Below are 8,749 nucleotides of genomic sequence, written 5' to 3'. Positions count from 1 at the left end.
TTTGACAAACTTACGTTTGGTGTGAGATGGCGATTCCAGTTTGCGAGTAAATACGGTCATAAAAGATCTGCGTTTAAAACGAATAAAGCAAATTTTAATCGATAACATGAGCTTTTGCGACAGCCTCATATTGGCGAGGAGAGCAGCGAATTTTTAATAGATGGTGCCTCACTCCACGTGTCGCCCTATGTTTGATAAAGCTTGTTTATAAGCAAATATCATGCTGCTGGACCGTAGGCACCTGACTTTTGGCATCATTCCTGGTTTATGTGGTATGCATCCCTCTATTAATTGGGACCAACATAAAAAGTTGAATGAGCGACTACCCAATATAATATGCACCTTATATGCCAACTTTTAAAAAAAATTTATTAATTTATTGAAATTTAATGGAAAATAAATTTCTTAATCATTTAAAATAGTTTTTCATTAAATTTAATGCCATGATTTTTAATAAAAATGTCGCCTATTAGCGACATTTCATTAAGTGAATAGAATATTAACAAAAAATCATACAATTAAATGTCGCCAATTAGAGACAATTTATTTTTATCACTTAGCTAATTGACGACAGTTATAAGATTTAATAAGCAAATTTTAATAATAATCAACATCAAATTTCAGCTAAATTTAGCTCATAATGAAATTTATTTTTACTTATTTTCAATAAACCGCGCAAAAACTACATTTTATCTCCTATGACTAACCAAGTTTTTATCACTTTAATTAGCCATAGGGAAAAATATTTATATCAATATCAACCCAGCTGCCGCCGCGCATTACGGAAAATACGCATCCAGGGGCTATCTTCGCCCCATTCTGGCGGATGCCATGAATGGGTAACTGTACGAAATACTCGCTCAGGATGCGGCATCATGATAGTCGCCCGCCCATCTAAGCTGGTCACTGCAGTAATACCATTAATCGATCCATTTGGATTTGCTGGATACTGTTGAGTAACCTGACCATAATTATCAACAAAACGTAGCGCTACTAAATGATTTTTTTCCAATTGGTCAAGATGCGTAGTGTCTCGCATTTCAACTTGACCTTCACCATGAGATACCACTATTGGTAGCTGACAATCAGCCATATCTTGTAAAAATAGTGAAGGACTTTCCATCACTTTGACCAAACTAAAACGCGCTTCAAAGCGTTCTGAACGATTACGTACAAATCGTGGCCAATGCTCAGCACCTGGAATCAACTGATTGAGATTAGACATCATTTGACAGCCATTACACATGCCTAATGATAAAGTATCAGAACGAGTAAAAAAGCCTGCAAATTCGTCACGTACGCGTGAATTGAATAAAATTGATTTTGCCCAGCCTTCTCCCGCCCCCAATACATCACCATAAGAAAAGCCGCCACAGGCAACTAATAGCTGAAAATCAGCGAGTGTTACTCTGCCTGCTAACAAATCACTCATATGCACATCAATGGCAGTAAAACCTGCACGGTGAAATGCGGCCGCCATTTCAACATGGGAATTGACACCCTGTTCACGTAAAACAGCCACTTTAGGTGACGGAGTTGTCATAATATAAGGCGCTGCAATATCATCTGCTGGATCAAAGTTTATTTTTACATTCAATCCAGGATCTGTCAGATCTTGTTTAGCCTGATGTTCTTGATCTGCACACGCAGGATTATCACGTAAACGTTGCATTTGCCAGGTAGTCTCAGCCCACCATAAACGCAATTGGCTACGTTTTTCACGATAAATTTCTTTACCGTGACTATTGATAGTAACAATATCGTCTTTAATTGCTGTACCAAGATACTGTACACACCCAGCCAATCCATGCTCGGCCAAACATACTTCCACCATTTCCCTGTCCGCTTGCTTGACCTGAATGACTGCCCCTAATTCTTCGCTGAATAAAGCAGCAAGAACATCTTTATCATAATGACCGACATCAATATCTAACCCACAATGACCGGCAAATGCCATTTCTGCTAATGTAACAAATAGGCCACCATCGGAACGATCATGATAAGCTAATAATTTTTGTTCTTTTATAAGCGTCTGAATTGCATTAAAGAAACCGGTTAATAATTTAGCATCACGAACATCAGGAGCATGATCACCTATTTGCCGATATACCTGTGCAAGTGCTGAACCTCCCAATGCATTATGACCTTGCCCGAGATCAATTAATAATAATGCATTATTTTGATCACTTTTCAGTTCAGGTGTAATCGTCAGACGAACATCCTCAACCCGGGAAAAAGCGGTAATAACCACAGAAAGCGGGGCCGTCATTTCACAAATCTGTTCGCCATCATGCCAGGTGGTCTTCATTGACATCGAATCTTTACCAACCGGGATGGTTAAACCTAATGCCGGACATAGCTCTTCACCAATAGCCTTCACCGCTTGATACAAACCGGCATCTTCACCAGGATGTCCCGCGGCTACCATCCAATTAGCGGAAAGCTTCACCCGTTTTAAGTCCTGAACATAAGCAGCAGCGATATTGGTCAACGCTTCTCCAACCGCCATCCGGCTAGATGCCGCATAGTCCAATAGTGCAATGGGTGAGCGCTCACCGATCGACATAGCTTCGCCATAATAACTTTCTAAACTAGCTGTCGTGACCGCACAATCAGCAACCGGGATCTGCCAAGGGCCAACCATTTGATCGCGGGCCACCATTCCGGTAACACTGCGATCACCAATAGTAATCAGAAAAGTTTTCTCTGCTACTGCTGGCAAATGTAATACCCGTTTAACTGCTTCGGTTAAGGTTATCATTTCTCGATTAATCGGCTTACCGGCAGCAAATTGAGAACTAACATCACGTAGCATTTTAGGCGTTTTACCTAACAAAATATCTAACGGCATGCAAATAGGCTGGTTAGTAAAATAACTATCATTAAGAACAAGATCGCGATTTTCCGTCGCTTCACCAACAACAGCATATGGCGCGCGTTCTCGACGACAGATAGACTCAAATAGGGGAAGTTGTTCAGGTAAAACAGCTAATACATAGCGCTCTTGAGATTCATTACACCAAATCTCACGAGGATCCATGCCTGGTTCATCATTCAATATTTGACGTAGTTCAAATATTCCGCTACGATCAGCATCATTCACTAATTCAGGCATAGCATTAGAAAGCCCACCAGCGCCAACATCATGAATAAATAGGATCGGATTATCAGTACCCAACTGCCAGCACCGATCAATAACCTCTTGACAACGGCGCTCCATTTCAGGGTTATCACGTTGCACCGAAGCAAAATCAAGATCAATATCAGACTGCCCTGAAGTCATCGATGAAGCTGCACCACCTCCCAGCCCAATATTCATCGATGGACCACCTAATACGATTAATTTAGCGCCAACTGGAATATTGCCCTTTTTAATATGTTCTGCCCGAATATTACCTATACCGCCTGCTAACATAATCGGTTTGTGGTAACCACGTAATTCTGCTCCATTATGACTATTCACTAGCTCTTCATAAGTGCGAAAATAACCTAATAAAGCGGGTCGGCCAAATTCATTATTAAAAGCGGCGCCACCCAATGGCCCATCAAGCATAATATTAAGCGCACTAACAATACTTTGTGGTTTGCCAAAATTTTGTTCCCAAGGTTGTTTAAAACCTGGAATACGTAAGTTAGAAACAGCAAATCCAACTAAACCGGCTTTAGGCTTTGCACCACGCCCTGTTGCCCCTTCATCACGTATTTCTCCGCCTGAACCAGTGGCAGCACCAGGCCAAGGAGAAATCGCTGTTGGGTGGTTATGGGTCTCTACTTTCATCAAAATATGAGCATTTTCATGATGATAATCATACTTGCCGGTTACTGAATCAGGAAAAAAACGCCCGATATTCGATCCTTCCATTACGGCAGCGTTATCTTTGTAAGCTGATAAAATATAATCTGGCGTTTGTTGATAGGTATTTTTTATCATACTAAACAAAGAATTAGGTTGTGATTTACCATCAATAACCCAACTAGCATTAAATATTTTATGCCGACAATGTTCTGAATTAGCTTGCGCAAACATATAGAGTTCAACATCCGTTGGATCCCGTTCTAATTTTTGGAAGGCATCCATTAAATAATCAATTTCATCTGTAGCTAACGCTAAGCCTAATTCAATATTTGCCAATTCAAGTGCACGACGACCGTTTTTTAATATTTCTATCGTCACCATTGGTGCCGGCTTATGGTGCATAAAGAGTGATTTTGCTTGCTCGAAAGAAGTCCAAACAGTTTCAACCATCCGATCATGCAAAATGACAGATAAATCATCCAATTGTGATATATCCAATGGCGAGGAATAAATAATATAATAAGCAATTCCACGCTCAAGCCGGATAACCTGCTGTAATCCACAGTTATGAGCAATATCCGTTGCCTTTGAAGACCAAGGTGAAATAGTGCCTGGCCGCGGAGTAACCAAGAGTAACTGGCCTGTAGGCTGTTGTTCAGTTAACGAAGGGCCATAATGAAGCAATTGACTTAGTTTTTGTCGATCATCCTGATTTAATGGCGCACCAAGTTCAGCAAAGTGTACATATTCAGCATAAATATCAGTAACCGGTAGTTGCTGCTGCTGGCATAGGGAAAGAAGCTTAGTAATGCGAAATGTCGATAAAGCGGGTGAGCCACGCAGAATTTCCATAGTAATAGATTCTCTTAACTTATAAAGCTGGCCTGAAGGATATGTATCAGGAAAACTGGAAGGCTATTATAAAGCATCATAAACCGTTACGAAACCGTTTGCGTGCACATTTATCACACACCCACAAATGTTAAATATATGTAAAATAGATTAAATTAAGTTGCAAATTCTACTTTTGTTAAGCAGAATGTCAGGCTCTTAAAAAATTGGCCATAATTTGGTCATTTTAATTAAGAAAATATGTTTAACTAACGAGATATAACCATTTGATTAATATTAGAATTAATTATCTTGTTATCGTTATTGTCTCTATAATTTCTGTTGGTGTCATTACACTTAATATTGAGTGGCCCAACCAGCAGCAAGACCAGGTGAAGAGAATTATTTCTCGCGGTGAATTACGTGTAAGTACCATTAATTCACCCCTTATGTCCTTTAACGATAAGCAAGAAGCAAGCGGATTTGATTACGAACTGACTAAACGCTTTGCCGATTACCTTGGCGTAAAGCTATGTATCAATGTACGTTCAAATATCAATCAACTTTTTAATGACCTTGAAAACGGTAATAGTGACTTTATTACTGCAGGACTTCTTTATAATGAGAAGCGCCTCGATAAAGCACAGCCTGGCCCTGCCTACTATACCGTTTCCCAGCAGCTAATTTATCGCAAAGGGGTAAGTCGTCCACGCTCTTTGAACGATGTAAAAGGAAAGTTTGTCGTTGCCACTGATTCGGTAAACGCTAATACGCTGCAACAGTTGAAGCAAAAATATTCAAATCTTCAATGGGAAGAAACCAGTCATTATAATGCGACTGAGTTATTGCAACTGCTAGCCGAAGGGAAAATTGATTATACCTTAGAAAATTCTATTGTCGTCGCTATGCAGCAACGTATTCATCCAAACATTGCCGTCGCTTTTAATGTTAGCGACGATCATAGCCTTAATTGGTATATGAAGCGCTCAAAAGATAATAGTCTAAATGCAGCAATGTTAGACTTCTTCAATAAAAGTAATGAAGAAGAACTTTTAACACGTTTAGATGAAAAATATTTTGGTCATGTTGCTACTTTTGACTATTTTGATACGCTTTCTTTTATTACTGCAATTAATAAAACTTTGCCAACCTATAAGCATCTATTTAAAAAATATGCAGAAGATATAGATTGGCGTCTACTAGCGGCAATTTCCTGGCAGGAATCACACTGGGATCCACTAGCCACATCACCCACTGGTGTTCGTGGTTTAATGATGCTAACAGTACTTACTGCACAAATTATGGGTGTGTCAGATAGGCTGGATCCAGAGGAAAGTATTAAAGGTGGCGCCGCTTACTTGCAATATCTGATTTCGCGCTTACCAACCACTATTGCGCCTGATGATCGTATTTGGTTTGCCTTATCGGCCTATAATATGGGGTTGGGACATATGCTTGATGCCAGGAAACTGACGCGCATACAAGGCGGAGATCCAGACAGTTGGTTAGATGTAAAAGCCAGACTGCCGCTACTTAGCAAGAAAAAATATTTTGCTAAATTAACCTACGGCTATGCACGTGGCTATGAAGCCTATCGCTATGTGGAAAATATTCGCCGTTATCATCAAAGTTTGGTGGGTTACTTACAGAATAAGGAAATGAATCAAAGTATGCAGCTCGCTGCAAGGGATCCGCTATTATTCTCTAGAACCAGCAGCAAAGAAAAAAGTAGTGACTAATTTAGCTAATCATTACAAACAGTATTAGCTTCTATTTCTGCCTAAGCCGCCTTACTAAGCGACTTAGGCAGATTTAATTTATCAACGCTACCCTTTCCTGGCCAATTTTTTTTCTGCTCGCCGCTGTTGAAAAAAACCACTTAACATCGTCGAACATTCATCGGCCAAAACCCCTCCCAATACCAGAATACGATGATTCATATCCGGATGATTAAAAACATCAATAATTGAACCAGCAGCACCAGTTTTTTGATCAGAGGCGCCATATACTAAACGACCGATGCGCGCATGGATCATAGCTCCGGCACACATAATACAAGGCTCGAGTGTCACATAAAGCGTCGTATTGAGTAAGCGATAATTTTGTAAAGATTGACCCGCTGCGCGCAAAGCTAAAATTTCCGCATGAGCGGATGGATCATGAGACAAAATAGGATGATTCCAACCTTCTGCAATCAATTCATCTTCTTCATGTACTAATACCGCGCCAACAGGAATTTCACCTTTTTCTTGAGCATTTTTGGCTAGTAAAATAGCTTTTCGCATCCAATAAACATCTTTTTTGGCTTGATCCACGAATAAAAACCTAAAATATTAATTTAAATCGCAAAAATAGTTATAATATAATATCAACTTATGATTTAATAACTCTTTAATACTAATTAATAGCCATCTCATAAATAAACCACCCATAAAATCACTTATGTTATTAATAAAATTAACTAATTTAACTTTGTGTATTGTTGCATTAAGGGTAGTCACTGATCTAAATCGGATATAATAAATGATAAAAAAATTAATAAATAATAATCGAAATTTTTTGCTGAAAATATCGCTACTTATTATATTATTCAGCCTAATTCATTACGCTATGGGTTACCCACCAAGACTAAACTATACAGCGGGTATCGTCGCATTGCTAATCGTTATCAATCAGTTACGAATAATATATAGTGGATTCATTATTATATTCACCATTATTGCAGCGCTATATTTTCCGATTAGGCTACTCTATGGCAATCCCTCATTAACCATAGCAACATCAGTTACTTATACCAATTTAAATGAAGCAATAGAATTTATTAGTAATATTCCATACTATCTTTATGCTGGATCATTATTTATTTTACTGTTCGGCTTTTTCTGTACAACATTTAAGCTTAAAACCGGTAACAAAAAAGATTGGTGCTTTTATTACCTTTTTGGCGTTTCTTCTATATGGCCCAATAAAAGATTATAAAGAAACGGGTGAATTCGATATTTTAAATAGCGGTTATCCAGAAATCAAATTTGTCAAAGACTTCAATAGTGCCAAAGAAGAAACCAATAAACTTTTTAATTTACTTGCGCAAACAGATGACTTCCAGCCAAACAATAGTGCCACGCCATTTGATACCTATGTTATGGTGATTGGTGAAAGCGCTAGACGCGATTTTATGCACGTTTATGGCTTTCCAATTAATAATACCCCATTTATGGATAGCGCTAATGGTATTCTATTCAACCATTATATTTCAGCCGCTTCATCAACTATTCCATCATTAACCAGTTCCCTGACTCAAGCACCAAAATTAGCCAATAGCGTTATTGCGCTGGCAAAAAAATGGGGATTTACTACTTATTGGTTGTCAAATCAGGGAGCCGTTGGTATATACGACACACCGATTGCCTCTATGGGGAAAAAAGCAGATCATTCGTTTTTTTTGAAAAAAGCAAGTTATAATAGTAAAGAGACCAATGATGATGAATTACTGCCACAAATCGCAACAGCAATCAAAGCTCCTCAGGCCAAAAAATTCATTATTGTTCATTTAATTGGTAGTCATCCTCGCGCTTGCGCAAGGACTAATGATCACTATGAAACTTTTTACAAAAGTGAAGAGATTTCATGCTATATACAGAGCATAAAAAACACTGATCAACTGTTAGCAACACTGTGTAACATAGTAATTATTTACGTATATTCGCGTTTCCATGTTTTAAGTAATTTATTGATTTTAAATAATTAGTTATTAATTTATGTACTGGTGTTATTTCATGTTTATTCATTAAGCGTGTTGCTTAATAGTGAAATAAGGGTGTTTCGGTGATTGAAGTAAATTTTACGCTGTTCTGAGATGGAAATTCCAAAGACCTGCGCTAAGGAGTAAGAAGGTATCATCAATAAAGGGTCTACGATTCCGTAAAATTTGGGTCATGCAACCGAGGCGCTTGATACCCGCGATGGCGTGTTCAACTGTAATACGGATGCCCGAGATTATTTTATTTTCTTGTTTTTGTTCAGGCGATAAAGGTCTTTTTCGAGTTCCTTTTTTTGGGATTTGTGTATTAGGATGCTGTTTATCTATACCTTGAAAACCGGTATCTGCCCAGATGGTTACCT

At 38.6% G+C, this 8,749-nt stretch carries 5 protein-coding genes; 2 read left to right on the top strand and 3 right to left on the bottom strand.

Features of this window, described 5'->3' with window-relative positions:
• Positions 1 to 757 precede the first annotated feature (757 nt).
• Positions 758 to 4,648, bottom strand: coding sequence for a phosphoribosylformylglycinamidine synthase (gene purL / locus CBG25_RS20700; protein ID WP_290608956.1), 3,891 nt, complete (start codon positions 4,646 to 4,648; stop codon positions 758 to 760).
• Positions 4,649 to 4,914: 266 nt separating this feature from the next.
• Here purL and mltF point away from each other — a divergent pair, with 266 nt between their 5' ends.
• Positions 4,915 to 6,366, top strand: coding sequence for a membrane-bound lytic murein transglycosylase MltF (gene mltF, locus CBG25_RS20695; RefSeq protein ID WP_290608955.1), 1,452 nt, complete (start codon positions 4,915 to 4,917; stop codon positions 6,364 to 6,366).
• An 87-nt stretch (positions 6,367 to 6,453) separates the two neighbouring features.
• Here the strand turns inward: mltF and tadA are convergent, their stop codons facing one another.
• Positions 6,454 to 6,942: a tRNA adenosine(34) deaminase TadA gene (gene tadA / locus CBG25_RS20690; protein ID WP_290608954.1), complete on the bottom strand. Its 489-nt coding sequence runs from the start codon at positions 6,940 to 6,942 to the stop codon at positions 6,454 to 6,456.
• A 530-nt stretch (positions 6,943 to 7,472) separates the two neighbouring features.
• On the opposite strand from tadA, the gene CBG25_RS20685 reads away from it, so the two are divergent.
• Positions 7,473 to 8,375, top strand: coding sequence for a phosphoethanolamine transferase (locus CBG25_RS20685; RefSeq protein WP_290608953.1), 903 nt, complete (start codon positions 7,473 to 7,475; stop codon positions 8,373 to 8,375).
• A gap of 93 nt (positions 8,376 to 8,468) precedes the next feature.
• On the opposite strand, the gene CBG25_RS20680 is transcribed toward CBG25_RS20685, so the two are convergent.
• On the bottom strand, positions 8,469 to 8,749 hold a 281-nt coding region (locus CBG25_RS20680), incomplete at its 5' end, for a transposase family protein (protein ID WP_290603775.1).

Source organism: Arsenophonus sp. ENCA (assembly GCF_002287155.1).
Classification (GTDB): Bacteria; Pseudomonadota; Gammaproteobacteria; order Enterobacterales; family Enterobacteriaceae; genus Arsenophonus; species Arsenophonus nilaparvatae.
Note: the sequence above shows the minus strand (reverse complement) of the source record. Positions and strands in the feature narration are given on the sequence as shown.